We start from the raw sequence: 23,870 nt of genomic DNA on the forward strand, positions 1-23,870 counted from the left end.
AAATGGTTCGAACCGGGGGGGTGCCCGCTCGGTGTCCGTGGACGCGCTTCGGCGTCTCGCGGCACTTGCCGATCGCCGCCACACTCAGGCCTTGGCCTTCACATAGCGGCCGGGCGCCGGTTCGATGGGGGTATAAGCAACATTACCATACGCCTTTGGCGCCTTGATGCGTTTGCCGGCGTAGCCCGCGAGCCACTCGCTCCAATCGGTCCACCAGCTTCCCGGGTGTTCCGTCGCGCCCGCGAGCCAGTCGCCGGCGTCCACGCCCGTGTCGTCGTTGCGCCAGTAGCTGCGCTTCTTTTTCGCCGGAGGATTGACCACGCCGGCAATGTGGCCCGACGCCCCGAGCACAAAGCGACGTTCACCGCCGAGCAACGGCAGCGAGCGGAAGGCCGACGTCCACGGCACGATGTGGTCCTCGCGCGAACCGAAGACATATGCCGGGGCGTCGATGGCCCCGAGATCCACCGCTACGCCGCACGTTTGCACCATGCCAGGCTGCTTCAATTCGTTCTGCAAGTAGAGATGGCGCAGATACCAGCAGAACATCGGCCCCGGCAGATTGGTGCCATCGCCGTTCCAGTAAAGCAGGTCGAACGGCTGGGGCGCGTTGCCCTTCAGGTAGCTGTCGACCACGTAATTCCACACGAGATCGTTCGGACGCAGGAACGAGAATGTATTGGCCAGCTCCACGCCACGCATGAGTCCCGGAGGCTGACCGAGCCCGCCGCCGATCGTCTGCTCGCGAAACTGAACGTGCGGCTCGTCCACGAAGACGTCGAGAACGCCGGTATCGGAAAAGTCCAGCAATGTCGTGAGCAGGGTCACGCTCGCGACCGGCGATTTCGGGCCCTTGTGTCCCTTTGCCGCGAACACCGCCAGCGCCGCGGCCAGCAGCGTGCCGCCGACGCAGAAACCCAGCGCATTGATGCGCGACTGTCCACTGATCTCGCGCACCACGTCGATCGCGGCAATCGGCCCTTCGCCCACGTAGTCGTCCCACGTCTTGTGCGCGAGCGACATGTCGGGGTTGCGCCACGACACCACGAACACCGTATGCCCTTGCTCCACCGCGTAGCGGACCAGCGAGTTCTCGGGTTGCAGATCGAGGATGTAGTACTTGTTGATGCAGGGCGGCACGACCAGCAACGGCCGTTGATGCACGGTCGGCGTGAGCGGCTTGTACTGAATCAACTGGATCAGGTCGTTCTCGAAAACCACCGCGCCCTCGGTCGTCGCCACGTTGCGACCGACCTCGAAGGCTGCCTCGTCGGTCTGCGAGACCTTGCCCTTGCCCATGTCGACGAGCATGTTCTGCACGCCTGCGAGCAGACTGTCGCCGTGCGTCTGCACGAGGCGCTGCTGCGCATCCGGATTGGTGGCGATGAAATTGGCCGGGGAACTCGCCGCCACCCATTGCTCGACGGCGAAGCGAATCCGCTCGCGCGTCTTGGCGTCGGCGTCGATCAACTCGGCCATGCGCATCAGGAAGCGGCCGTTGAGCAGATAAAGCGCCGCCGGCAGTGCATAGAAGGGATTCCGCCAGCCTTCGCCGGCAAATCGACGGTCGCCCAACGTGGGCGCCGTGTCGAGCCCCGGCTGGTTGAAGCTGGCGACAAGTTCGGAAAATTCACGGGCATATTCGGACTGAAGCGCGTTCAGTCGCGCCGGGTCGACACGCATCGGTGCCGGATGCGGCAGAGTGCCCGCCTTGAAAAGTTCGAAAAGTCCCGCGAACGGATTCGCGGCGCTGGCAGCCCCATTGGCGGCAGCGGACGACGGGCCGGCAGCCCCCGGCAATGCCCCGAACATTTGTTGGGCGGCCTTGAACCACTGCGACATGTCCTGAGCGGAGAGCGAAGCGGAGGGAAACTGCTGGGCAAACGAGGCGGCAAACGAAGCCGGATCGAAGTTGGCACTGGCGCGATTCATGATAGCCTGAGTGTCACGTCCGTTGCGTTCACGGGCCGGCGCCCGAAACGCGGCGGCGTGCTTCGCTTTTACAGCGATGCGCCCCGCCTGTGAAGCATTCTTGCGTGCGCGCGCAGGCGTGTCAATGGCTTGCGGCGTACGTCCTGAGCGCATTGTCGCGTTGCAGCACCTTTTTTTGAATGCGCGTTTGCCCCGATGTTTATCGTCATTCTCGGTTGGCTTTATGTCATTGCGATGGTCGCCATCACCGCGCCGTCCGCATGGCTGGGGGTCATGATCTTCCTCGGCGGCGGCGTGGCGCCCGTCGCCCTCTGGCTTTACATCGCGGGAAGCCGCATCCGGCGCTCCCGCGCGATGCGACGCTCTGACGCAGGCGGTGTTGCACTCACGCCGTCCGCGTCCGATGCCGGCGCCGCCTCGCCCGGGGCCAGCCCCGCAGCGGGCACTTCGCCGGAGCGCGATCTCAATTAGTACGCCAGACGAGCGCGGCCATGCGACCGGTCGTGCGGTCACGGCGATAGGAGTAGAAGCGAGACGGTTCAGCGACGGTGCACCATTTGCCGCCCGACACGCTTGTGACGCCTTCGCGCGCGAGTCGCAGACGCGCCAGCGCGCAAAGATCCGCCATAGACTTGCCAACGTCCGGGGCGCCGTGCGCGACGAAGGCGGCCCGAGTGGCATCGTGCTCTTGCGGCGTGGCCGCGGCAAGGAACGCCTCGCGCACCTCGGGACCGACTTCGAACGCTGTCGGGCCGATGCACGGCCCGAGCCACGCAATGACGGGCGCGTCCGCGTCGTCTTGCGGCAGCCGAGCGCGGAGTGCCCGCACCGTCTGCTCGATCACCCCGGCGCAAAGTCCACGCCAGCCCGCATGGGCGGCGGCGACAGCGCGCCCCCGGGCATCGCACAGCAACACGGGCAGGCAATCGGCCACCATCACGATACTGGCCAGACCGACGGCGCTCGTCGCACTGGCGTCGGCCTGCAACGGCTCACCGGCATTCAGGGCATCGAGTGCTGTGCCGGCGTCGACCACGCGCGGACCGTGGACCTGCGCCACAAACGCCGACGGCACACCCGTGCGGGCAGCCAGCAATTCGCGGTTGATGCGCACGGCATCGGGATCGTCGTCTGCCTTGTAACCCAGGTTGAACGTGGCTTGCGGGCCTTGGCTCACCCCGCCCGCGCGAGTGGTGAACACGGCGCGGACATTGGCGGGGGCCGGCCAGTCGGGCACGATCCAGTCCGCGGGCATCGGGTCTTGCTCCGGCAGGAACTCAGGCAGGAAAGAAGTCATCGAGCGAATCGGGGAGCGTTGAGAAGTCGAATTCGAGCCCGAGCGCGGTCATGAGTTCACGCATGTCGTCAGGCAAAGGCGCCTGCCAATGCATGGGCCGTCCGTCTTCGGGGTGCATCAGTCCAAGCCGCCAGGCGTGCAGTGCCTGCCGTGCGAAGCCACCCGGCAGGGTCGGTCGCTTGTGGCGAGGCTTGTATAGCGGGTCGCCCAGCAGCGAATGCCCGAGGTGCGAGAGATGCACGCGTATCTGGTGCGTTCGCCCCGTGTCCAGCGAACAGAGCACGAGCGACACCGGGGAGCCGTCCCATTCCGTACTGGCGACGGTGACGACGCGGGTGCGCGCCGGTTTGCCGCCCTGACCGTGCACGACAGCCATGCGGGTACGCTCGCGAGGGTCGCGCCCGATGGGCGCGTCCACGAGGGTGCGTTGCGGCGCGCGCCCCCATACCAGCGCGGCATAGTGTCGCTTGACCGTGCGCGCCTGCAATTGCCGCACCAGATCGGTCTGCGCCACCAGCGTGCGCGCCACGACCATCAGGCCCGAGGTTTCCTTGTCCAGTCGATGCACGATCCCCGCGCGCGGCAGGTCTGCCGCCGCCTGGCCGTAGCGATGCAGCAAGCCGTTGAGCAGCGTGCCGGACCAATTGCCCGCGGCCGGATGCACGACCAGCCCCGGAGGCTTGTTGAAGACCGCGAGCGTCGCGTCTTCGTACACCGCATCGAGCGGCACCGGTTCCGGCGCGAACGCAAGTTGTTCCGGCAGCGCGGCGGGGGTGATGCATACGGCCTCGCCGCCCGCCACCTTCTGGCGTACCTTCGCCGCCTCGCCGTCGAGCGTCACGCGACCGTCCTCGACCCACGCCTGCAAGCGGCTTCGGGAATATTCGGGAAAGCACTGCGCGAGCGCCTTGTCGAGGCGCTCGCCCGCGACCGATTCGGGCAGGATGGCGCGCAGCGGCGCGGAGTCCGGGGCACCGTCGGGCGCGGCTGCCCCCGGGGATTCTCCCGCGGCAAGGGCGACATGGGGGGCACTCGGAAAAGCGTCGGGAAGCGAATCGAGGTCGTCGTCGGACGAATCCTCCGCAATTTCCGTGGCAAATGAGGCGGTTACGCTATAATCCGGCAGAATTGATCGGGTCATCGAGAAGTGAAGCCAACGAGCATGCAAGCCCTGAAACTTGTCAAACAACTGATGCTGGCCGCAGTCGTGGTCGGCGGCGTGGCCGCCTGCGGCATTTTGCCGGAGAAAGTCGACGAAACGGCCGGCTGGTCGACGAACAAATTATACTCGGAAGCCAAGGACAGCTTCGATAGCGGCGACTACACCAAGGCCGCGAAGTACTACGAGTTGCTCGAAGGCCGCGACCCGTTCGGCCCGCATGCCCAGCAAGCGCAAATCAACACGGCTTACTCCTATTACAAGGACAACGAGCCGGCACAGGCGCTGGCCGCCGTCGATCGCTTCATCCGGCTGCATCCGGACAGCCCTTCGATCGATTACGCCTATTACCTCAAGGGTCTGATCAACTTCAACGACGACCTGGGTCTGTTCGGCCGCTTCTCCGGCCAGGATCTGAGCGAGCGCGACCCGAAGGCCCTGCGTGCGGCCTACGACAGCTTCAAGTATCTGGTCGAGCACTATCCGACCAGCAAGTACGCGAACGATGCGGCCCTGCGCATGCGCTACGCCGTCAATGCAATGGCGGCCCATGAGGTTCACGCCGCCGAGTACTACTATCGTCGCGGCGCCTATCTTGCCGCCGTGAACCGGGCGCAGAGCGCGCTCAAGGAATATGACAAGGCACCGGCGCTGGAAGATGCGCTCGGCATCATGATCAAGTCGTACGACAAGCTCGGCATGACCGAACTGCGCGATGACGCCCGCCGTGTGATGGAGAAGACCTATCCGAACAGCGGTTACCTGACGGTCGGCCATCGCACCGATACGAGCGGTGACAAGAAATCCTGGTGGCAGATCTGGCGCTGACCGGAAAAGCGAGCGCCGACACAGCGCCCACGAAAAAGCCAGACCCGCGGGTCTGGCTTTTTTTATGCTCTCCCGCGACGACTCAACCGTTCGCGCTGGCGGCGATCTCGTCGAAAAAGCCGCGCACGATGGGCAGTTCCCGGGTCCGCTTGAACGGCGGCAGACTTTGCCAGATACGGCGCCCGTAAGGCTTGTCGACAAGACGCGGGTCACAGATCATCAACACCCCGCGATCCCCCTCGGAGCGGATCAGTCGCCCCGCCCCCTGCTTGAGCGTAATCACGGCCTGCGGCAATTGATGAACGGCGAACGGACTGAGTCCCTTCTTCGTCAGCGCGTCCAGACGCGCAGCCAACACGGGATCGTCGGGTGGCGCGAAGGGCAGCTTGTCGATGATGACCAGCGACAACGCCTCACCGCGCACGTCCACCCCTTCCCAGAAGCTTTGGCTGCCGATGAGCACCGCGTTGCCGAGCGCGCGGAAACGGTCGAGCAACTCGGTTCGGCTCGCCTCGCCCTGCACGAGCAACGGATACGTCCAGCCGCGCCGCTCGAATTCATCGCGCAGGCGCTCCGCCGCACGATTCACGGCGCGCAACGTCGTGCACAGAACGAACGCGCGCCCGCCGCTCACCTCGAGCACTGGCAAGGCGGCGTCGAGCACGGCGTCGGTAAAGCCCGGCGCGGACGGCTGCGGCAAGCCACGAGGCACATACAGCAGGCTCTGGTTCGGATAGTCGAACGGACTGGCGAGCGTGAGCGACTTGCCCGCATCGAGCCCCAGTTGCGCCGCATAGTGCATGAAATTGCCCTTCACCGACAACGTCGCCGACGTGAAGATCCACGCCCTCGGCGCGCCTGCGCGCTGCTTGGCGAAAATGGGGGCAATCGATAGCGGCGTCTGATGCAGTTGCACCGCCTGCGAAAACACTTCGATCCACCGGACGGTCTCCGGGGGCGTATACGTCTTCGGCTCGCTGCCCTCGCCTTGCCCCGCCTCGGCTTGCTGCGCGGCCTTCGCTTCGGCGGCCACGCGGGCCGCCTCCGCCTCGCGCGCCCTGGCGGCCTTCTCGCGTTTGCCGTCGGTCACGCGCGGCGCCTCGGGATCCAGCAGCGGCAACGGCGTCTCGCCTGGCGTGGGTGGCGTCACCCCCATCTGCCATCGCTCGAGCTGCTGATGTAGTTCCACGGCGCGGCGCGCGCATGCCCCCAGCGCTTCGGCCCGTTCGGCCTGGTGCTGAAGCGTCTCGATCATGTCCTGCAGGGCGAGATCCACCGCATCGAGCGCACCGAACAGTTCGTGATCGTCCGCAAGTTGCGCCACCGACATGCGCACATTGTCCTGCCCGAACGTCAGGCGCACGTCGCGCGCGGCACGCTCGAGACTGGCGCCGAGCCTGACCCAGTCGGCTGCGTCGCGCGCATGGATCAGGCCCTCGGCCACGCAGTCGCGCGCCAGTTCCAGCAACTGTCCCGTCGAAACCGTTTCACCGAAGAAGAGCGTCGCGGTTTCGGGCAACTGATGGGCTTCGTCGAAGATCACCGTGTTCGCGCTTGGCAGCAACTCGGCCATCCCCGTGTCGCGCAGCATCACATCGGCGAAGAACAGGTGATGGTTCACCACGACGATGTCCGCCTGCTGCGCCTCCTTGCGCGCCTGCATCACGAAGCAGTCCTTGTAGCGCGGACATTCCTGGCCAAGGCAGTTATCGCGTGTCGACGTGACCTGCGCCCAAATCGGCGAATTCTCGGGCACCGACGCCAGTTCGGCCTTGTCGCCGCTGTGCGTGATCTGCGCGAACGTGGTGATCTCGCGCAACTGCGCCGCTTCGTGCCGCGACGCGAAGCGGCCTTCCTGCTGAGCACGCTCCAGATAATAGTGGCAGAGGTAGTTCGCGCGGCCCTTGAGCATGGCCACGGTGACCGGCACGGCAAGCGCCTTGCGCACGGTCGGAATGTCGCGCGCGAAGATCTGATCCTGCAGGTGCTTGGTCCCGGTCGAAATGATGGTCTTGCCGCCCCACAACATGGCGGGCACGAGATAGGCGTAGGTCTTGCCCGTGCCCGTTCCGGCCTCGGCGATCAGCGTGTCGTGCGTGTCCATGGCGGCCGCCACGGCGCGCGCCATTTCAGTCTGCGGTTCACGCGAGCGGTAGCCGTCGATCGCGCGCGCAAGCATCCCGCCCTCGCCGAAGATCTCCTGCAACTCGCGCTCGCGCTTGGCGGCGAGCGGCTTGAGTCCATGGAAAGTGGGTGCGTCGGGGCTCAGGGAAGCGTCAGGGGAATCGCTGGGTGCGGCGGAATCGGTCAAAACGGCTCAGAAACTCAAAGGCGCCGCGAATCGCTACAGCGGGATTCGCGACGCCGGCAATGGAAAAAAATGGCGCGAACGTCGAGGCAGTCGCCTCGAACGCCGCGCAGACGCCCCGCTTACGCGGGTTGGTCCGGCATCTGCTGCACTTGCAGCAGCGTGATCGTGTCCTTGATCTTCAGGCGCCGCTTCTTGAGCCGGGTGACCTGAAGTTCATCGTACGCGGGCTCCGTCAGCAATTTGTCGATCAGGTAGTCCAGATCGCGGTGTTCGATCTGCAACTCGATGATGCGGCGTCCAATGGAGTGAAGATCGTGCTGCATCGTGGCAACTCTCCTGCAACTCTCGAATGTTTCCCGTCATGGCCAGTGACGTCATGCCCCGAAGGCCGGTCGGCGGTAACGCAGTGACGCGAGGGCGTTGCGCACACCACCCCGGCGCTACGGGGTGCGGCGCACGGCGCCCGAGCGCGGCGCCAACAGGTTACTGTCCTTGCAGCGCCTTCTGTGCCGGCGTACTTCCCGATTGCGACTCCTTGCGACGCTCGTCCGACTTCTTCTGGCGCTCGATCGCTTCCTGTTGCTTCAGGTTGTACTTGCGTACGTTCTCTTCGCGCTCGGCCGCCTTCTGCGCCGCCGTCGCCTTGGCATCGTCGAGCTTCTGCTGTTGCTCGGCCTGCTTGGCATTGTACTGCTCGGCGTTTGCCGCACGCTGCGGTGCCTGCCCCGTTCGCTCGGTCACGCGCTGCTGATATTCCGCTTGCTTCGTCTGATAATCCTGGACGTTCTTCGCGCGCTCGGCTGCGCGTTGCGGCGCTTCGGCCTGCGTTTGTGCGCGCTTTTCGGCCAGACGGGCGTCGCGCTCCTCGGCGCGCGCCTTGCGCTCCTGGTCTTCGAGCACCAGACGCTGGCTGCGCAGCGCACGCAGCGCCTCACGTTGTTCGTCGCGCGCATTGTCGATGCAGTAGTTCACGAAGAACTTCGACGCGCATTCGTACTTCGCCTCTTCGAACCGGTAATCGATCCAGGCGCGCTGGCGATCGAGCAAGGCGCGCCGGCCGGCAAAATCGTCGTCGGCGGGATGCAGGTCGAGTTGATCGTCGTAGGCGACCGGCTTATCGTCTTCGATCCGGGCCGCAGCGGCCTGACTGGCAGATGCCGGCACGCGGTCGGCTGTTGCATCGAACGGCACCTGCGGCACGCGGATCTGCGACGAAGTGCGCCCCGCCGCCTCGGTGGCCGAAAGGCCTTGCGCGAACGACGCGCCGGGCACGGCGGCCGCAACCGCCGCGAGGCCGAACACTGCGGCAACGACGCGCGAGGCGCGGCGTTCACGATGCAAAGTCAGGCGCGGAAACAATTTTGCGAAAGAAATCATGAGGTTGAGCAGAGTGATGCCAAATTTTAGCATTGCCGGCCCGGACGCGCCCGCGGTTTATGGCAAAATGCCCCGCTCCTGGCACTTGGGTAAATCGCAACACTCATGACGCAAAACGTAGCCCTTCAGATCGTTCAACGCATCGCCGACGAACTCAGCGTGCAGCCGCGTCAGGTCGCCGCCGCCGTGCAACTGCTGGACGAAGGCGCCACCGTGCCCTTCATTGCGCGCTACCGCAAGGAAGTGACCGGCAACCTCGACGACACGCAGCTGCGCACGCTCGAAGAGCGCCTGCTTTATCTGCGCGAGCTCGAGGAGCGCCGTGCGTCGATCCTCGCGAGCATCGACGAGCAAGGCAAGCTGACCGACGAACTGCGCACCGCCATCGAGGCGGCCGACACGAAGCAGACGCTCGAAGATCTCTATCTGCCCTACAAGCCGAAGCGCCGCACCCGGGCGCAGATCGCCCGCGAAGCCGGCCTCGACCCGCTCGCGCAGGCCCTGCTCGCCGACCCGACGCTCGATCCGCAAGCCGAGGCCGCCAAATTCGTCGACGCCGAAAAGGGTGTGGCGGACGTCAAGGCCGCCCTCGACGGCGCCCGCGACATCCTCTCGGAACAGTTCGGCGAGACGGCCGAGCTGCTCGGCAAACTGCGCGACTATCTGTGGAATCAGGGCGTCGTGTCCTCCAAGGTCGTCGAAGGCAAGGAAAGCGAGGAAGGCGAGAAATTCCGCGATTACTACGACTACGCCGAGCCGATCGCCGCGGTGCCGTCGCACCGTGCGCTCGCGCTGTTCCGTGGACGAAATCTCGGCATCCTGATGGTCAAGCTGGGCCTGGGCGAAGAACTCGATGCGCAGGTCCCGCACCCGTGCGAGGGCGTGATCGCCGGCCACTTCGGCATTCGCCAACAGAACCGCGCCGCCGACAAGTGGCTTGCCGACGTGTGCCGCTGGTGCTGGCGCGTGAAGGTGCAGCCGCACCTCGAATCGGAACTGCTCACGCAAATGCGCGAGAGCGCCGAGAGCGAGGCCATTCGCGTGTTCGCGCGCAACCTCAAGGCGCTGCTGCTCGCCGCGCCGGCCGGCCAGAAGGGCGTGATTGGCCTTGACCCGGGCCTGCGCACCGGTGTGAAGGTCGCCGTGGTCGACGCAACCGGCAAGCTGCTCGGCACCGACACCATCTACCCGCATGAGCCGCGCCGCGATTGGGACGGCTCGCTTGCCCGCCTGTCCAAGATCGCCGCCGCCACCGGCGCCGAACTCGTCAGCATCGGCAACGGCACGGCGTCGCGCGAGACCGACAAGCTGGCGCTGGAACTGATCAAGCGCCACCCCGAGCTCAGGCTGCAGAAGATCGTGGTCTCGGAAGCCGGTGCTTCGGTCTATTCCGCATCCGAATTCGCCGCCAAGGAATTCCCGGAACTCGACGTGTCGCTGCGTGGTGCCGTGTCGATCGCCCGTCGCCTGCAAGACCCGCTGGCCGAGCTCGTGAAGATCGAGCCGAAGGCCATCGGCGTTGGCCAGTACCAGCACGACGTGAACCAGCGTGAGCTGGCCCGTATGCTCGATGCCGTGGTGGAGGACTGCGTGAACGCCGTGGGCGTGGACGTGAACACGGCATCGGCACCGTTGCTCGCGCGCGTGTCGGGCCTGAACAGCACGCTCGCCAAGAATATCGTCGACTTCCGCGACAGCAACGGCCCCTTCCCGAACCGGGAGGCGCTCAAGAAGGTGCCGCGCCTGGGCGACAAGACGTTCGAGCAGGCCGCGGGCTTCCTGCGCGTGAACGGCGGCGACAATCCGCTCGATCGCTCGTCGGTGCACCCGGAGGCGTACCCGGTCGTCGAACGTATCCTCGCCAGGATCAAGAAGTCCATCGGCGAAGTGATGGGCAATGGCTCGGTGGTGCGCAGCGTCTCGGCCAACGAATTCGTTGATGAACGCTTCGGCCTGCCGACCGTCAAGGACATCCTGACCGAACTCGAGAAACCGGGTCGCGACCCGCGCCCCGAATTCAAGACGGCCACGTTCCAGGAAGGCGTCGAGAAACTGACCGACCTGAAGCCCGGCATGCAGCTCGAGGGCGTGGTCACGAACGTGGCGGCCTTCGGCGCGTTCATCGACATCGGCGTGCATCAGGATGGTCTGGTGCACGTGTCGGCCATGTCGACGAAGTTCATCAAGGACCCGCACGAGGTCGTCAAGGCCGGCGACATCGTGAAAGTGAAGGTGCTCGAAGTCGACCCGCGCCGTCAGCGCATCTCGCTCACCATGCGGCTCAACGACGACCTCCCGGTGGCCGGCGCGGGCGATCGCCCGGGCAACGGCGGCGGTGCACGCGGCGGCAATGGTGGCAGCGGCCATCGCAGCGGTGGTGGCGCGCGTCAGCGCGAACCGGAAACGGTCAGCGCCATGGCAGCCGCTTTCGCCAAGCTCAAGCGCTGAGCCGTGTGACAAGCACGCCGCGCGGCAGTCGAATCGCCGCACCGCGGAGCAAGCACGAAAACCGCCGTCTCGCGACGGCGGTTTTTTTTTTGTCGATGCCTCGCCCCCGGACCGAAGGCGGAAATAAAAAGCCGGCGGAGCCCTCGCTCCACCGGCAGCTTTCGATACTGCGCGCGGCGTGTTACGCCGCTCGCCTCCTTCGCATCAGATCTCGATCTTCGTGCCCAGCTCCACCACGCGGTTCGCGGGAATGCTGAAGAAGTCGGTCGGCTTGGCCGCATTCTGATGCATCCAGGCGAACAGGCGCTCGCGCCAGATCGACATTCCCGGCAGCTTCGTCGGGACCACGGTCTCGCGTGCGAGGAAGAACGACGTATCCATCAACTCGAAGTGCATGTCCGTCTTCTCTTCGAGCAGATGCAGCACCTCTTTCACGTCGGGTGTCTCGTTGAAGCCGAAGGTGGCTACCACGCTGAACAGCCCGCCGGTGTGGTCCTTGACCTCGATACGGGTCGAATCTTCCACGTACGGCACGTCGACGGTTCGGAACGTCAGGAAGATCGTGCGTTCGTGAAGGATGCGGTTGTGCTTGAGGTTATGGAGCAGGCTCACCGGCACGAGCGAATTGCCGCCGGTCAGGTAGATCGCCGTGCCTGCCACGCGGTGCGGCGGGTGCGCCAGCAGACCCTGCAGGAACGGGCCGAGCGGGATACCGTCGGCGGCGGTGCGCTCGCGCAGCAACTGACGTCCCTTGTGCCACGTCATGAGCATGAAGAACAGGAATGCGCCCAGTGCCAGCGGCAACCATCCGCCCTCTTCCACCTTGATCAGGTTGGCGCCGAAGAACGCGAAGTCGACGACCAGGAAGCCGGTGATGACCAGCGCGACGAGAAACTTGTTCCAGTTCCAGACCTTCACCATGACGACGCAGGCCAGCACGGTAGTGATCACCATGGTCGTGGTCACGGCGATACCGTACGCCGCCGCCAGGTTGCTGGACGACTTGAATGCCAACACGATCCAGACGATGACCAGCAGCAGCGCCCAATTGATCACCGGCATATAGATCTGCCCGATCTCACGATCGGACGTATGCAGGATCTTCATGCGGGGCACGTAGCCGAGTTGAATGGCCTGGCTCGTGAGCGAAAACGCGCCCGAGATCACCGCCTGCGATGCAATCACGGTCGCTGCGGTCGCGACGATCACCAGCGGCATGAGCGCCCAGTCCGGGGCCATCAGAAAGAACGGATTCTCGATGGCCTTCGGGTTCGTCAGCAACAGCGCACCCTGACCGAAATAGTTCAATGCCAGCGCGGGAAACACGAGGAACGACCAGGCGAAGCGAATCGGACGAATCCCGAAGTGCCCCATGTCGGCGTACAGGGCTTCCGCGCCCGTGAGCACCAGGAACACGGAGCCGAGCACGATATACGCCTGCAGCGCGTGCGTGTGGATGAAATGAATGCCGTAGTACGGATTGATCGCCTTGACGATCTCGGGCGCGGCCACGATGTTGTAGACCCCGAGCACGCCGAGAATCACGAACCACGTCACCATCACCGGCCCGAACAGGCGGCCGACCTTGGCCGTGCCGGACTTCTGCATCGAAAACAGGACGATCAGGATGACGATCGTGATGGGAAGCACAAAGCGCGAAAGCGACGGCGCGGCGATCTCCAGGCCTTCGACGGCCGACATCACGGAAATCGCAGGTGTAATCACCGCGTCGCCGTAGAACATGCAAGCGCCGAACATACCGAGCATCATGAGCACCGCGGCCCATTTGCTGCCCGCCCGCACACTGCGCAGGCTGAGCGCCATGAGCGCAAGCACGCCGCCTTCGCCGCGGTTGTCCGCGCGCATCACGAACAACACGTACTTCAGGGAGACGACGATCACCAGTGCCCAGAACAGCAGCGAGATGATGCCGAACACGGCTTGTTGATTAAACGGAATGCCGTGTTGCGGATCGAAACATTCCTTGAGCGCATAGAGCGGGCTGGTGCCGATATCGCCAAAGACCACGCCAATGGCCGCCACCATGAGCGCGGGCATGGCCTGAGGGCGGTGCCCGTGTCGTATGTTTTGCGTCATAAGGTTTGGGTAATCGCTTTATTGCGCTGCACAAAATGGGCGCTATTCTAACTGGGCGCCGGTTCCCTCGCCAGTCCGGGCAGGTGCGGATTTCCGGGGGTAATGCGCGACATGCCACGCTAGGATAATTCGCGCCGCGCCCCATGACCAGTGCGGCACGCCGAGGGTTTTACCGCGTCTCGGCGGCGCGGGACCGCGCGGGGAGTCCCGTATTTCGAGTTGCAAATGCGCGACATATCCCAGGCATGCGCGATTCGTGAGTCGACAGTCCCCGCAAATGCGTGTAGCGCCCACGAAAAAGCCGCCCGAAGGCGGCTATCTTTTGCTGCGAGGTGCCCGCTGCCTCCGAAGGGCCGCAGGGCCGGTCGGGGCCCTCCGTCAGCGCGCCGCCTCAGACGAGGCGGCGGCGATCGGCGGCGATCGGCGGCAATTAGCGACAATCAGCGACGACGTGCCGGCTTGCGCGTGCCGGCCCCCTTGACCGAGCGCACGAGGTCGGAATCTGCGCTGTTCTGCTCGGCTTCGAGCGAGCGGATCTGGCCCTGGAGGTCCGTCAGGCGAATACGCGCCGCGTTGCGTTCCGTTTCCAGCGCCGAGGCCTGCTCACGCACGGCCTGTTGATTCTGGGCCAGCGCCTGTTCCTGCTGGCGCTGAATTGCCAGATCGCTCTGCACGGCGTTCAGGCGCGCTTCGCTCTCGGCCAACTGGCGCTCCATCATGGCCCGCTGCGCTTCGAGCTTGATCCGGCGGATTTCCACGTCGGCGAGCACTTGCGTCTGGCGCACGAAGTCGGCGTACAGCGATTCGGCCTTCTTCTCGTTGTTCAGCTTGACGGCACGCCAGAACTGGCCTTCGTGAAACAGGGCGACGTAGTAACCCATCGTCTGCGGATAGAACAACAGGCTCGCCCCGTAGCGGCCGTTGTATGTGGTGCGAAGTTCGGTGACTTCCTTGTTCTGGATGCGATCGCGCAGTTCCTGGATGGTCCCCGATGCGGCGGCCGGCGCCGTGGTCTGCGAACGCGCAGCAGGCGCAGCAGGCGCGGCGGGCGCTGCCAGTTGCGAAGGCGTTGCGCCGGTGACATCCTTGACCGGTTCGGCGGCGCCTGCCGACGTTCCCCACGCAGCCAGGCATGCCACCCCCACGCCTAACCAAAACCGCCCCCGGCAATCACTGATTTTCATCTGATCTGTTTTCCTGTTATCGACTGGATCGTTTGTCGACCCTTATTCGTCGCATTCATTCGCCACCCCGGACTCCGTCCCGAGGATCTGAGACCTGCGTATTTGTTGAATGATAACCGCACGCCCGCAATAGCCGCCAATTCTATCCATTGCGGGGCGCTCTTCCAAGCAGGGAATGCTGAATTGTGCAGGCGCGATTTCAACTGTTGATACCGCGCAACTCCGGCGAACGCGCGAGTTCCTCCGAGCGGAACCTGCTTGTCGGAAAAATCCCGTCACAAGCCGACACATTGCGCACGCGCCCACGCAAGCCGCGGAAAATGCCCCGTGCCCCGTGCCCCGTGCCCCGTGCCCGGTCCGCCCGCTTACCCCTCGTACTCGCTGGCCAACTCCGAGTCGTTGCCGAGGATCTGATATTTGCGCATTTTTTCCCACAGCACCTTGCGGCTAATGCCCAGCGCGTTGGCGGTGTCCTGACGGCGCCAGCCGTTGGCATCGAGCGCCGCCACGATACGGGCCCGTTCGGTGGCGTCCCAGCGAGCGCGATCGGCCGAAGCACCGGCGCGCGCGGTATCGTCGCCGCGCGTGGCCGGGCTGATCGCCAGCGCGTCGAAGATCGGCCGGATGCGACGCTCGTCCCAGCCGCCGAGTTGCCGGTAGATGATGCCGACGCGCTCGGCGATATTGCGCATTTCGCGCACATTGCCGGGAAATACACCGCCTTCGACCAGTTCGCGAAGCCACCCGGGCACCTGCGCCGCGACGTCGCCATCGCCATCGCCGGCGAGCTTGCCGACGACCTTGTCCAGGTACGCCGTGAAGACCGCCAGCTTGTCGATGGCGCCGCGCTCTTCGAGGCTCGGGATATGCAGTTCGATGACCGCGAGCCGATAAAACAGATCGGCGCGAAACAGCTCGTCGCGCACCATCGACTTGAGATTCTTGTTGGTCGCCGCCACCAGCCGGAAATCGAGCTTGACCGGCTGTGCGGAGCCCAGGCGCGTGACCGCGCTGTCTTCGAGCACGCGCAGCAGTTTGACCTGTTGATACAGCGGCAGATCGCCGATTTCGTCGAGAAAGAGCGTGCCGTCGTTGGCCTGCTCGAAATAGCCCTTGTGCGAATAGAGCGCTCCGGTGAACGCGCCCTTGGCGTGGCCGAAGAAGTGCGACTCGAAGAGCCCGTCCGGGATCGCGCCGCAGTTCACCGCCACGAACGGCCCCTGCCCGTAGTGACTGTGCTTGTCGTGCAGCAGGCGCGCAATGCGCTCCTTGCCTACTCCGGTTTCGCCGTGAATAAGGACGTTGGAATCGCAATCGGCGAACGCATCGACCTCGGCGAGCAGTCCGAGCATGGCGCTCGATCGCGCGACGAGCGGATCGGCCGGCGTGGGCGCGCGGTCGGCGTCGGCAATGGCGCCCGAGAGCTTGAAGATGAGCGTGCGCAGCTCCGCGCCCGTGAAGTCGAGCGTGAGGATATTGCTGTACTCGGGCGGATATACGCGCGGATCGTTCTCGCGCGGCGACGTGGCCACCCAGATCACGGGCATGCCGTGACCGAGCTGCCACTCCTGTGCGTTGGTCGACGCCCCCTCAATGACCGACACGCTGACCACGGCGATCGACGGACGCGCCCTGGTGCGCTCGCGCGACAGGTCGATGCCGTCGGCGCGAATGACTTCCATGTCGAAGCTCGCGAGGCAATGCGCCACCCGGTCGGCAATGTCCGACTTGCCTTCCCACACGTACACGTCGAGGTCTTCACGTACTGGCTTGCTTTTCATGCTGATCCGCGTTTTGCCGAACGCCCCCGGCGTCCGGCATGGTGAAGTTCCGTAGTCCGGCCCGATGCCGAATCCGGGTCAGGGCAGCGTTCGTGATCCATTGGCCATTGTCGTCGCCCTGCCCTAATACACCAGTTGAACGAGGCCGTTCTGACAGTTGATGCTGTCGACGGTCACCGTCGTGGTACCGATCGTGATGCCGAGCGCCGACAGCGCGCTGTTGATCAGGGCGCTCAACGGCGCGAGCAGCGGGTTGAGCAGCGTGTAGAGCACGCTCGTCAGCACCGGCGTGAGGTTGCTCGTGCTGATGATGTTGTTGTCGTTGATGTACTGCGCGCGACAGCTCGTCGGGTTGCCACTCAGGCTGCATCCTGTGTCGGCCAGCGTCGTGACGACGTTGCCGAGCAGCCCGCCCAGAATACTCCCTACCGTATTGACCAAGCCGGTGATCGTGCCGGTCAGGCCGCCGACGATCGATCCGACGTTCAGCGTGAGCACGCCGCCCAGCGTCGTGTTCAGGCTGGAGAGCGTCGCTTGCAGGTTCGACGCCGCCGTATTCAGGTAATTGTTCACGGTCGTGATGCCCAGTCCGGCATTGGGGACGACGCCGAGCAGCCCGTTGGTGACATTGCTCAGACTCGCGCCCGACGAATTGCCGATCGGCTGCGTGCCCACGTCCACCGTGAGGCCGCCGAGCAGCGCCCCCACGATCTGGCTCAGGTTCACCGTCGAGCCGACCGGCCCCCAGGTTTGCGGAAACGGGCCGGTAAAGGTCTTGGTCGGCGCCGGCGTGGTACTGGTCACCAGCGAGGCGCTGACCTTGCCGTTGACCGTGATCGCCCCGAGCAGCGTGGCGATCGGCACGCGATTGGTCAGCACCGTCGTGCAACTCGCGGCGCTCGTGTTCTGCACGCTGCCGGATGCGTCCGATCCCACGCACAGATTCACGAGCCCCGAGGTCTCCTGAAGTGTTGCCGAAGGGGTCGCACCGCATTGCAGGGCCGTCACGGTCGCCGTCGACTGGGCGAGCTCGACCGTGAGCGGCAGGGTCAGCCTGGTGCCGGCGATGTTGAGCACGCCGCCCAGCAAGCCGTTGGCCTGCGTATTGACCTGGAGAAACACGCGCACCTGCGCCGTGCTCGCCGTGGCGCCCACGCCACCGATGCCCAACTGCGGCGGTGAAATGATGCTGGCCTTCGCGCTCACCGTATTGCCGAGAATCGAGAGCGACGGGATCGAGATCGCGCTCGTGCCGCTGCCACCGATGATCGCCGTCGAGATCAGGTCCATCACATTCACATTGGCCGTCAGCGCGTTGGCGGCACTCACCCCGGCCATGTCGATGTTGGCGAACACGCCCGGCGTGGTGGCCGTGCCGAAGAGATTCACCGGCAGGCTCAGTGCGTTGGACCCCGCCAGCGCGCTCACCACACCGTTGAGCGCCGTGACCGACGCCGAAAGCGCACCGCTTTGGGCGGCGAGCGCCGTTTGGGTAGCGCTCAGCAACGTGCCCACCGTAAGATTCTTCACGGTCGCCAGCCCCTGCAGCGATGCGACGGTGACGTCGCCGGTAATCGGCACGCCCAGCGCCTGCAGCAGGCCACTCGGGGTGATCGTCGCACCCACGAGCTGCTGTCCGTTGGCGATATACGCCGCGGCATTCACGCCGAGCGACGTGAGCAACGGACCGAGCACCGAGTTGCCCGTATTGAGCGCGAGCAAGCCGGAATCCACGGTGAACGTCACCACTGCCGGCGCCTTGCGCGCCGTTGCCGTGGCGGTGATCGTGCGGGTTCCGGCCAGTTGAAAGAACGATGGCACCTGCTGGAAAAGCGTGACCGAGACCGCATTGCCGGTCGATGCATTCGCGGACGTGGCCGCCACGAAGGTGCCCGGGCCGCTGGCCGTCGCCGCGGGCGAGGTCCAGAAACCGCACGCCGAGGTCACCTGCAAGTCGGTCGCGTTGGTCCCCATGTTGGCATTGACGTTGTTCTGCACGGCGGTGGCATACGACGTTGCGTTGGCGCACCCGGGCAATGTCTGCGCGCCGGCCAGCGCGGCCATGTCGGCGGCGCGCTGCAGATCGCGCCGCTTCATGAACGCGAAGCCCGCGTCGATGGCGACCGCGAGAATCATCACCACGATCACGAAGACGAAGGCCAGGATCGGCACCGACCCGCGCTGCCGCCTGCCGGGCGGCAGCGCACGATCCGTTGGGTGCACGGGCGCACGCACTGTCATGGCACCTCACTGGCTCGCGCCAGCCCCCGTCGCCGTTGCGCCCCCGACCCCGCCACCGCCGCTCCCACCGCCGGCGCCGTTGTTTTGCACCACGGCCGAAAAGAATTCGGGAATCGGATAGGCGAAGCTGTCGAGGTAACGCTTGTACGCCCGCGTGGTCGTCGCGCCGAGCATCGGCAGGCCTGGGCCAGCGGCCATGCCGCTCGCCTGCAATGCCAGCAACGCTTGCGTTTCATCGCCGAGCATGCCGTCCGCGGCATGTTCGCCAACGCGCAGCGGGGTCGTGCGGCGCACGACATTGGCCGGGATGGGCGAAGCCTGCGGCGCACCGGCCGTTGCCGCCGTCGCGGCACCGGGCGCGCCGGTCGTTGTTATTGTCGGCACCGCTTGCGGTCGCGCGACCGGTGCGGACTGCGCCTGTGCGGGCGCGACGGCGCGAGCGTCCGTGCCGCCCATGGTCCCCGTAATCGGCGGATTGATTTGCGCGACGACTTCAACCGCCCACAGCGCGAGCATGGCCACCGCAAGCCGCATTGCGGGGGGCGGCCGGGTGCCAGAGGCGCGTTGTGATGTCTGGACAGCCATGATCACCTCTCCCTGAATTTGCGTGACTCGTTTCCCGAGCGGGTCGCTCGTCGCCTCGCGGGTACGGACGATCCGCGGCGTCATTGAGACCGCCCGAAACGATCGAGCATCGATGTCGGCATATCGCTGCGCGCGACGTCCGCCGCGCGTGCGAGTTTTGCTTCCGCGCCACCCGTCGCGGGCGTGGCGAGTGTGGCAGGCGTAGCTGCCGTAGCTGCCGTAGCGGGCTGCATCGGTGCCTGCGCCGGGCGCGACAGCTGCACGACCACCGGACCCGAGTCGCCCATCGTGGCGCCTGCGTCGTTGGCGGCGCCGCGAGTGGCGGCGACCGGCAACGCACCCGACGCAAGCATGCTCAACGACGCAGCCTTGAGCGCGGCCAGGCGCGCTGCGTCCGCCGCGGCCGCGGCCCGTCTGGCCTTCGCGTGCGCCTTGATATCGGCGGCAAGCTTGTTGATGGCCTCTCGCGTGGACGGCGGCATTTTCGCGCGCGTCATCATGTCCTCGGCGCGCGCACGCTCGCCGGTCACCACGAGATAGACGGCGAGATTGCTCAATACCTTGCGGTTGTCGGGGCGCAATTCGGCCGCCTGCGCGAGCGGCACGCGCGCGGCGCTCGTCTCGCCATTGCGCAACAGGGCGAAGCCGAGGTCGCTCAGATAGAACGCTTCGGTCGGCGCACGCGTCACGGCCTCGCGAAGCGCCTGCGCCGCGCTCGCGTAGTCCTTGCGCTGCGCCGCCACCAGACCGAGACCGTGCCATGCCGCTGCCGATTCGGTTCCGCCGAGCAATGCCCGGTAAGCCTGCTCGGCCGCATCCGGTTGGCCGGTCTCGCGCAACGCATCGGCGCGAAGCAGATCGACATCCGGCGCAGCACCATACTGAATGCGGAACTGGTCGATGTGCGCGAGCGACGCGAAGTAGGAACCGTGCTCCTGCATTTGCCGAATCATGGAGAGGTACAACTCGCGCGTGTCGGGCCTGGCCGCCTTGGCCTTCTCTTCATCGTTCTGCTGGGCTTGCATGAGCGCGGCGGCCGACGGTGCACCGTACCCGCCGATATTCGTGGCGCTACATGCGGCGAGCAACGACAAGCCCAGCGCGGCAAGCGAGACGCCCGCGAATGCACGGGCGAGCACGCCGGCCGCCGGCCCGACGCGCACCACGGGGTCGATGTCGCCAATACCTGCGATGTCGATCGACCGACGCACCTCACGGGCGCTCGGTCCTGATGTCGGAATGGGTCGATTCACTGCATGACCTCCATGGATTTGGTCAGCGAGAGCAACGCCGGCCCGGCGACCACCAGCATCAGCGCGGGCAGGAGGGTCAGCATCATCGCCAGAGTCATCTTCACGGTGAGCTTGCCGATACGCTCCTTCATCGTCTGACGACGCTGCTCGCGCAACCGGTCGCTGAACTGTTGCAGCGGCTCCTGCACGGCGCCGCCGTGCTGCTCGACCTGCACGATCAGGCGCACCAGCGCGCGCAGATCGTCGTTGTCGTACACCTCGCGCAAACGGCCCATCGACGCCTCGCGCCCGCGCCCCGAGGCATATTGCCGGTTGGCGTTCTCGAACTCCTTCGACAGGATCGGCAGCACTTCGCGGAAATCCGACACCATCACATACAGGCTCTGGTCCATCGACAGCCCCACGCCCTGGAGCAGGCGCAGCAGGTCGATGAGCAGCGGCAGTTCCTCGATCAGATCGCGACGGCGCGCAGCCGCCTTGCGCTGCACGTAGAACTTTGGCGCAAGCAGGCCGACGCCGACCGCGCCGAGCAGGCGCACGATCGTGCTCAGGCCGCCGCCGCCCGGAAACCAGAGCCACACGAGCAGGGGCAGTACCACGGCGAGCGCCACGCGGGAGAACAGGAACAACGATTTGGCGCGCACGCTGTCCCAGCCGCACTGCGCGAGCAGCAGGCGATCCTCTGCGGCGATCAGGTGCTGCCCCAGACGCGTCTCCGACCACTGCTTGCCGAGCGCCGCTGCGCGGTCGAAGACGGCACGCCAGCCGCGTCGTACGCCCTCGCCCGCCTCGCCGGGGTCCGTCGCGGCATCGTCGCCCGCCGCCCGATGGCCGAGCGGTGCGCTGGCCGCACGCAGCGCGGCGAGCGCCTGTTGCTGGCGGCTCGCGAGAACCTGGTCGATCATTCGTTCGTTGCGCCCCTGGCGCATGGCGCGCAACAGGATGGCCGAGGCGGCCAGCAACAGCCCGGCGGCGACCATCAGCACGCCGAGCATCATCCACAGATGCGAATTGCCCGACAGGTTCGACAGGGACGAGAAGTTCATGGACGTCACCCTTGCCCGCTCACAGCGACTTGGCCAGCCGGTACAGCAAGAAGCCGCCCAGCACTTCCAGCCCAACGCCGACGGCCAGCAACTTCTGCCCCGAGGGCTCCTGGAACATCGGCTCGAAGAATCGTGGATTGAGCAGCATCAGCATCGCGCTCACGATGATCGGCAGCGCCGCGAGCACCCAGGCGGACAGACGGGTCTCGGACGACAGCGCATACAGTTCGGCCTGTGCCTGCTCGCGATCGCGCATGAAACCCGCCATGCGCGCAAGAATCTGATCGGCGCGCCCGCCGAAGCGCGTCGAGAGATCGACGACCGCCGCAAACAGGTAGATCTCCTCGACCTGGTACACGCGGGCGATCTGCTTGAGCGCCACATCCAGATCGACCCCCGCCTGCACCTGCCGCACCGCCCGCTCGAGCAGTTCGCGCAGTGGCATGTCCGCATTGCCCGCAGCCGTCTGAAACGCGGCGGGCAAACTGTTGCCGACCGTGAGCATGCGCACCATGCCGTCGAGAAACACCGGCAATTGCCGCACGATATTGCGATGCCGGCGCGCCGCCTTGAACCAGTAACGCAGAACGGTGCCCACGGCATACATCACGAGAATGACGATCGCCGAGAGCGGCCCGTGCCAGAGCCAGAACCCCAGCACCAGCGCCAGCCCCGGCGCGATGAGCAACGTGTAGAACGTCGGATCGGGCTGCACGCCCGCGCGCTCGAAGAAGAACTCCCATGGCAATGACTTGCGCCGGGGCGCGCGCCTCGCGCCGTTCGCGCCGGCGTCACCGGGTGTGCCGGGGGTACCGAAGCGCGGGGCGGTCTGGGCAAGCTGCCTCTCGATGAACGCGCTCGTCGCCTGCGCCCTGGCGCGCAGTTGCGTGCGGCGCCAAAGCTCGAGCCCCGCCGCCACCAGCAGCAGCGCGATACATGCGGCCCACAGCACGACGGCGTTCATCGCCGGCGTCCGAAGAATCCGCCGCCGCCGGAATCGGGCGGCGGGTTGCCCTGGGTCTGCGCGGCGGCAGCCGCCGCGTTGCGCGTGTGCTCCCTGTAGCGTTGCAGCTTCGGCGAATGCGGCTGGAGCCCCAGTGAAATCCAGCGATCTTTCTCTTCCCCGTCGGGCCCCACGACCGTCTCGTGGCGATACAGTTCCTGCGTCGAGATCACCGTATCCGAAACACCGGTGACTTCGGTGATCGACAAGATTCGGCGTCGCCCGCTCGACAGGCGCCCGATCTGCACGATGAAATCCAGCGCGCTGGTAATCTGCCGGCGCAGGCTGCTTTCGCTGCCCTGGAAGCCCGCGAAACCCGCCAGCATTTCGAGGCGGTAGAGACACTCACGCGGCGAGTTGGCGTGAATCGTCGCCATCGAGCCTTCGTGGCCCGTGTTCATCGCCTGCATCATTTCCAGCACTTCGGAGCCGCGCACCTCGCCCACGATGATCCGGTCCGGGCGCATGCGCAAGCTGTTGCGGATCAGGTCGCGGATCGTCACTTCGCCCGAACCGTCGAACCCGCCCTGGCGGGACTCGAGGCGCACCACGTGCGGGTGATTGAGCGAGAGCTCGGCCGTGTCCTCCACGGTCACGACCCGCTCGGTGGCCGGAATGAAACTGGCAAGCGCGTTGAGCAGCGACGTCTTGCCCGAGCTGGTGCCCCCCGACACGAGAATGTTGCAACGAGAGCGCACGGCCGCTTCGAGCAGCGCGTAGATTTCTTCGTTGAAGCTGCCGAGCGCGAGCAGGTCCGACGGCTTGAGCGGGTCCTTGCGGAACTTGCGGATCGAGACGACCGGTCCGTCCACGGCAAGCGGCTCGATCACCACGTTCAGACGACCGCCGTCGGGCAGGCGCGCATCGACCATCGGGTTCGATTCGTCCAGACGACGACCGATGGGCGCGAGAATGCGGCGTACGATGCGCAACAGGTGCTGGTTGTCCGAGAAGCGCAGCGCTTCACGGGCCAGCACACCCTTGCGCGACACGTACACGTCGTTGTAGCCGTTGATGAGAATATCCTCCACGGCCGGATCGGCCAGCAGATCCTCGATGGGACCGAAACCGGCGAGTTCCTTGGTGAGCGCGTCGGAAATCTGGCGCAGCTCCGACTCGTTGATCGGAATGCGGCGCAGGCGCACGAAGCCGTCCATCTCGAGGTCGACGAATTGCTGGATCGCGCCACGGCTCCAGCGCCCAAACTCCGCGCCGAGTTCCTCGATGCGCGCGAGCAGATGTTCGTGCGCCGCGTTCTTGATGTCCTGGAATTGCTGCGAGTTGGCGAACGCGCGCTTGTCGTCGGCGAATTCGATGGAGTCGGTCAT

The 23,870-nt window shown here is 65.7% G+C and carries 18 protein-coding genes; 3 read left to right on the plus strand and 15 right to left on the minus strand.

The features are described 5' to 3' along the window. Positions 1–84 precede the first annotated feature (84 nt). Positions 85–1,932, minus strand: coding sequence for a class I poly(R)-hydroxyalkanoic acid synthase (gene phaC, locus W930_RS0107570; protein ID WP_023874592.1), 1,848 nt, complete (start codon positions 1,930–1,932; stop codon positions 85–87). Positions 1,933–2,127: 195 nt separating this feature from the next. On the opposite strand from phaC, the gene W930_RS30595 reads away from it, so the two are divergent. Further along, a complete protein-coding gene (locus W930_RS30595; RefSeq protein WP_023595668.1) occupies positions 2,128–2,403 on the plus strand; it encodes a hypothetical protein in 276 nt (91 codons plus the stop codon). Here the strand turns inward: W930_RS30595 and pgeF are convergent. Together pgeF and W930_RS0107585 are read right to left on the minus strand one after the other, a co-directional pair. Continuing rightward, positions 2,396–3,229, minus strand: coding sequence for a peptidoglycan editing factor PgeF (gene pgeF, locus W930_RS0107580; RefSeq protein ID WP_023874593.1), 834 nt, complete (start codon positions 3,227–3,229; stop codon positions 2,396–2,398). The genes W930_RS30595 and pgeF overlap by 8 nt on opposite strands. Further along, on the minus strand, positions 3,210–4,370 hold the full coding sequence (locus W930_RS0107585) for an RluA family pseudouridine synthase (protein ID WP_024788466.1): 1,161 nt from the start codon (positions 4,368–4,370) through the stop codon (positions 3,210–3,212). The genes pgeF and W930_RS0107585 overlap by 20 nt, the downstream gene beginning before the upstream one ends. Before the next feature lie 21 nt (positions 4,371–4,391). On the opposite strand from W930_RS0107585, the gene W930_RS0107590 reads away from it, so the two are divergent. After that, positions 4,392–5,216: an outer membrane protein assembly factor BamD gene (locus W930_RS0107590; protein ID WP_023874595.1), complete on the plus strand. Its 825-nt coding sequence runs from the start codon at positions 4,392–4,394 to the stop codon at positions 5,214–5,216. A gap of 82 nt (positions 5,217–5,298) precedes the next feature. On the opposite strand, the gene W930_RS0107595 is transcribed toward W930_RS0107590, so the two are convergent. The 3 genes from W930_RS0107595 to W930_RS26565 form a co-directional block, all read right to left on the minus strand. Next, positions 5,299–7,527, minus strand: a complete 2,229-nt coding sequence (locus W930_RS0107595) for an ATP-dependent DNA helicase (protein ID WP_023874596.1) — start codon at positions 7,525–7,527, stop codon at positions 5,299–5,301. Positions 7,528–7,646: 119 nt separating this feature from the next. Then, a complete protein-coding gene (locus tag W930_RS0107600; protein WP_023595663.1) occupies positions 7,647–7,850 on the minus strand; it encodes a YdcH family protein in 204 nt (67 codons plus the stop codon). Between the two features lie 160 nt (positions 7,851–8,010). Beyond that, positions 8,011–8,868 carry a hypothetical protein gene (locus tag W930_RS26565; protein ID WP_141571859.1) on the minus strand — a complete coding sequence of 286 codons (858 nt, stop codon included), beginning with the start codon at positions 8,866–8,868 and terminating at the stop codon, positions 8,011–8,013. Positions 8,869–9,009: 141 nt separating this feature from the next. Between W930_RS26565 and W930_RS0107610 the strand changes: the two genes are divergently transcribed. After that, positions 9,010–11,352 (plus strand): Tex family protein, encoded by a 2,343-nt coding sequence (locus W930_RS0107610; protein WP_023874598.1) that lies wholly within the window; start codon positions 9,010–9,012, stop codon positions 11,350–11,352. Positions 11,353–11,556: 204 nt separating this feature from the next. Here W930_RS0107610 and W930_RS0107615 read toward each other — a convergent pair whose 3' ends face one another. From W930_RS0107615 to W930_RS0107655, 9 genes are all read right to left on the minus strand, one after another. After that, a complete protein-coding gene (locus W930_RS0107615; RefSeq protein WP_023874600.1) occupies positions 11,557–13,449 on the minus strand; it encodes a potassium transporter Kup in 1,893 nt (630 codons plus the stop codon). 440 nt (positions 13,450–13,889) lie between these two features. Further along, positions 13,890–14,633, minus strand: coding sequence for a DUF2968 domain-containing protein (locus W930_RS26570; RefSeq protein WP_080685102.1), 744 nt, complete (start codon positions 14,631–14,633; stop codon positions 13,890–13,892). A gap of 365 nt (positions 14,634–14,998) precedes the next feature. Beyond that, positions 14,999–16,414 (minus strand): sigma 54-interacting transcriptional regulator, encoded by a 1,416-nt coding sequence (locus W930_RS0107625; protein ID WP_023595658.1) that lies wholly within the window; start codon positions 16,412–16,414, stop codon positions 14,999–15,001. A 123-nt stretch (positions 16,415–16,537) separates the two neighbouring features. Further along, positions 16,538–18,655 (minus strand): pilus assembly protein TadG-related protein, encoded by a 2,118-nt coding sequence (locus W930_RS0107630; RefSeq protein ID WP_023874603.1) that lies wholly within the window; start codon positions 18,653–18,655, stop codon positions 16,538–16,540. Positions 18,656–18,661: 6 nt separating this feature from the next. After that, positions 18,662–19,240 (minus strand): DUF3613 domain-containing protein, encoded by a 579-nt coding sequence (locus W930_RS30400; RefSeq protein ID WP_158516339.1) that lies wholly within the window; start codon positions 19,238–19,240, stop codon positions 18,662–18,664. Positions 19,241–19,320: 80 nt separating this feature from the next. Next, positions 19,321–20,493 (minus strand): tetratricopeptide repeat protein, encoded by a 1,173-nt coding sequence (locus tag W930_RS30405; protein ID WP_158443198.1) that lies wholly within the window; start codon positions 20,491–20,493, stop codon positions 19,321–19,323. Beyond that, the gene (locus tag W930_RS0107645; protein ID WP_023595654.1) at positions 20,490–21,539 is read right to left on the minus strand and encodes a type II secretion system F family protein; all 1,050 of its coding nucleotides are present in this window, start codon (positions 21,537–21,539) and stop codon (positions 20,490–20,492) included. The genes W930_RS30405 and W930_RS0107645 overlap by 4 nt, the downstream gene beginning before the upstream one ends. 19 nt (positions 21,540–21,558) lie before the next feature. Continuing rightward, positions 21,559–22,503 (minus strand): type II secretion system F family protein, encoded by a 945-nt coding sequence (locus tag W930_RS0107650; protein WP_023595653.1) that lies wholly within the window; start codon positions 22,501–22,503, stop codon positions 21,559–21,561. Further along, positions 22,500–23,870 carry a CpaF family protein gene (locus tag W930_RS0107655; RefSeq protein ID WP_023595652.1) on the minus strand — a complete coding sequence of 457 codons (1,371 nt, stop codon included), beginning with the start codon at positions 23,868–23,870 and terminating at the stop codon, positions 22,500–22,502. Before W930_RS0107655 ends, W930_RS0107650 begins: the two co-directional genes overlap by 4 nt.

Source organism: Pandoraea sp. E26 (genome assembly GCF_000681415.1).
GTDB classification, from domain to species: domain Bacteria; phylum Pseudomonadota; class Gammaproteobacteria; order Burkholderiales; family Burkholderiaceae; genus Pandoraea; species Pandoraea pnomenusa.

What these genes read in the sequence shown, in the direction of transcription:
- phaC (WP_023874592.1), bottom strand. Translation starts at nt 1,932, where the DNA reads ATGAATCGCGCCAGTGCCAACTTCGATCCGGCTTCGTTTGCCGCCTCG.
- W930_RS30595 (WP_023595668.1), top strand. Translation starts at nt 2,128, where the DNA reads ATGTTTATCGTCATTCTCGGTTGGCTTTATGTCATTGCGATGGTCGCC.
- pgeF (WP_023874593.1), bottom strand. Translation starts at nt 3,229, where the DNA reads ATGACTTCTTTCCTGCCTGAGTTCCTGCCGGAGCAAGACCCGATGCCC.
- W930_RS0107585 (WP_024788466.1), bottom strand. Translation starts at nt 4,370, where the DNA reads ATGACCCGATCAATTCTGCCGGATTATAGCGTAACCGCCTCATTTGCC.
- W930_RS0107590 (WP_023874595.1), top strand. Translation starts at nt 4,392, where the DNA reads ATGCAAGCCCTGAAACTTGTCAAACAACTGATGCTGGCCGCAGTCGTG.
- W930_RS0107600 (WP_023595663.1), bottom strand. Translation starts at nt 7,850, where the DNA reads ATGCAGCACGATCTTCACTCCATTGGACGCCGCATCATCGAGTTGCAG.
- W930_RS0107610 (WP_023874598.1), top strand. Translation starts at nt 9,010, where the DNA reads ATGACGCAAAACGTAGCCCTTCAGATCGTTCAACGCATCGCCGACGAA.
- W930_RS0107615 (WP_023874600.1), bottom strand. Translation starts at nt 13,449, where the DNA reads ATGACGCAAAACATACGACACGGGCACCGCCCTCAGGCCATGCCCGCG.
- W930_RS26570 (WP_080685102.1), bottom strand. Translation starts at nt 14,633, where the DNA reads ATGAAAATCAGTGATTGCCGGGGGCGGTTTTGGTTAGGCGTGGGGGTG.
- W930_RS0107625 (WP_023595658.1), bottom strand. Translation starts at nt 16,414, where the DNA reads ATGAAAAGCAAGCCAGTACGTGAAGACCTCGACGTGTACGTGTGGGAA.
- W930_RS0107630 (WP_023874603.1), bottom strand. Translation starts at nt 18,655, where the DNA reads ATGACAGTGCGTGCGCCCGTGCACCCAACGGATCGTGCGCTGCCGCCC.
- W930_RS30400 (WP_158516339.1), bottom strand. Translation starts at nt 19,240, where the DNA reads ATGGCTGTCCAGACATCACAACGCGCCTCTGGCACCCGGCCGCCCCCC.
- W930_RS0107645 (WP_023595654.1), bottom strand. Translation starts at nt 21,539, where the DNA reads ATGAACTTCTCGTCCCTGTCGAACCTGTCGGGCAATTCGCATCTGTGG.
- W930_RS0107650 (WP_023595653.1), bottom strand. Translation starts at nt 22,503, where the DNA reads ATGAACGCCGTCGTGCTGTGGGCCGCATGTATCGCGCTGCTGCTGGTG.
- W930_RS0107655 (WP_023595652.1), bottom strand. Translation starts at nt 23,870, where the DNA reads ATGACCGACTCCATCGAATTCGCCGACGACAAGCGCGCGTTCGCCAAC.